This is a genomic window from Pseudomonas sp. URMO17WK12:I6 (assembly GCF_003253625.1).
In the GTDB taxonomy this organism is placed as follows: domain Bacteria; phylum Pseudomonadota; class Gammaproteobacteria; order Pseudomonadales; family Pseudomonadaceae; genus Aquipseudomonas.
This window is the reverse complement of the sequence record NZ_QKYZ01000036.1, coordinates 1-2,348: the sequence shown is the minus strand read 5'-3', so window position 1 is coordinate 2,348 and position 2,348 is coordinate 1. Positions and strand designations below refer to the sequence as shown.

General features: G+C 62.9%; 1 protein-coding gene. It reads right to left on the bottom strand.

Annotated features, from left to right (window positions below; translation table 11 throughout):
- The coding region (locus F475_RS30145; RefSeq protein WP_256597266.1) for an Ig-like domain-containing protein at positions 1-2,348 on the bottom strand (2,348 nt) is incomplete at both ends.

Here is a 2,348-nt window from a genome sequence, read left to right as displayed (position 1 = left end):
GTGATCAGGTTGGTGGTGTCGTTGATGCCCGCCGAAGGCGTGAAGGTCGCCGTCCAGGTGATGCCGCCATCGCTGCTGCTCACCGCGCTCAGCGTACCGTTGGCGATGGTCAGGTCGGCGTTGGTGAAACCGCTCACCGCTTCGCTGAAGGTGATGGTCACCAGCGAGGTTTCGCCGATTTGCAGCGCCGTGTCCGCGACCACGATGGTAGCCGTCGGGCGCACGGTGTCGATCGCGTAGTTGTTGGAATCGGTGGTGCCGCTGCCCACGTTACCGGAGGCGGCCGCCTGCACGCCGGTGTTGTCCAGGGTGATCAGGTTAGTCGCGTCGGTGATGCTGGTGGTCGGGGTGAACGTGGCCGTCCAGGTGATGCCGCCATCGCTGCTGCTCACCGCGGTGAGCGTACCGTTGGCGATGGTCAGGTCGGCATTGGTGAAACCGGTCACCGCTTCACTGAAGGTAATGGTCACCAGCGACGTTTCACCGATTTTCAGCGCGTTGTCGGCCACCACGATGGTGGCCGTTGGCAGCACCGTATCGATGGTGTAGTTGCCCGAGTTAGTGGTGCCACTGCCGGTGTTGCCGGCCACATCGGTCACACCGGTATTGTTCAGGGTGATGACGTTGCTCGTGTCATTCACGCCGGCGGTTGGGGTGAAGGTCGCGGTCCAGGTGATGCCGCCATCGCTGCTGCTCACTGCCGTGAGCGTACCGTTGGCGATGGTCAGGTCGGCATTGGTGAAACCGGTCACCGCCTCGGAGAAGGTGATCGTCACCAACGATGTTTCTCCGGCACTCAGGGCGGCGTCCACCAGGACGATGGTGGCCGTCGGGCGTTGGCTGTCGACGGCGTAATTGTTGGAGTCGGTGGTGCCGCTTCCAGTATTGCCGGCCCCATCGGTCACCCCGGTGTTGTCCAGGGTAATCAGGTTGGTCGCATCGGTGATGCTCGCCGCCGGTGTCAGGGTTGCGGTGTAGGTGATGTTATCGCTGGTGCTCAGACTGCTCAGGGTACCGTTGCTCACCGTCAGGTCGGCGAGGCTGAAGCCGGTCACCGCCTCGGAGAAGGTGATGGTCACTATCGAAGTCTGACCCACCGCCAGCGCCGAGTCCGCGACCACGATGGTGGCCGTCGGGCGCACGGTATCGATGGCGTAGTTGTTGGAGTCGGTGGTGCCGCTACCGGCGTTGCCCGAGGCGTTGGTCACACCGCTGTTATCCAGGGTGATGACGTTGCTGGTGTCGGTGATGGCGCTGGTCGGTGTGAACGTGGCCGTCCAGGTGATGCCGCCGTCGCTGCTGCTCACCGCCGTGAGCGTACCGTTGGCGATGGTCAGATCAGCGTTGGTGAAACCGCTCACTGCTTCGCTGAAGGTGATCGTCACCAGTGAGGTTTCACCGATTTTCAGCGCGTTGTCGGCCACCACGATGGTCGCCGTCGGCAGCACCGTATCGATGGTGTAGTTGCCGGAGTTGGTGGTGCCGCTGCCGGTGTTGCCCGCCAGATCACTGACCCCGGTGTTGTTCAGGGTGATCAGGTTGGTCGGGTCATTCACACCGACGGTCGGGGTGAAGGTTGCGGTCCAGGTGATGCCGCCGTCACTGCTGCTCACCGCCGTGAGCGTACCGTTGGCAATCGTCAGGTCGGCGTTGGTGAAACCGCTCACCGCTTCGCTGAAGGTAATGGTCACCAGCGAGGTTTCACCCGCGGTCAGCGTTGTATCGGCCAGCACAATCGTGGCGGTCGGGCGTACCGTGTCGATGGCGTAGTTATTGGAATCGGTGGTGCCGCTGCCAGCGTTGCCCGCCAAATCGCTGATCCCGGTATTGTCCAGGGTGATCAGGTTGGTGGTGTCGTTGATGCTGGCGCTCGGGGTGAAGGTCGCCGTCCAGGTGATGCCGCCGTCGCTGCTGCTCACCGCAGTGAGTGTGCCGTTGGCGATGGTCAGGTCAGCGTTGGTGAAACCGCTCACCGCTTCGCTGAAGGTGATGGTCACCAGCGAGGTTTCGCCGATTTTCAGTGCCGTGTCCGCGACCACGATGGTAGCCGTCGGGCGCACGGTGTCGATGGCATAGTTGTTGGAATCGGTCGTGCCAGTGCCTACGTTACCGCTGACGGCCGCCTGCACGCCGGTGTTGTCCAGGGTGATCAGGTTGGTCGCGTCGGTGATGCTGGCAGTCGGGGTGAACGTCGCCGTCCAGGTGATGCCGCCGTCGCTGCTGCTCACCGCTGTGAGCGTACCGTTGGCGATCGTCAGGTCCGCGTTGGTGAAACCGCTCACCGCCTGATCGAAGGTGATGGTCACCAGTGAGGTTTCGCCGATTTTCAGTGCGTTGTCGGCGACCAC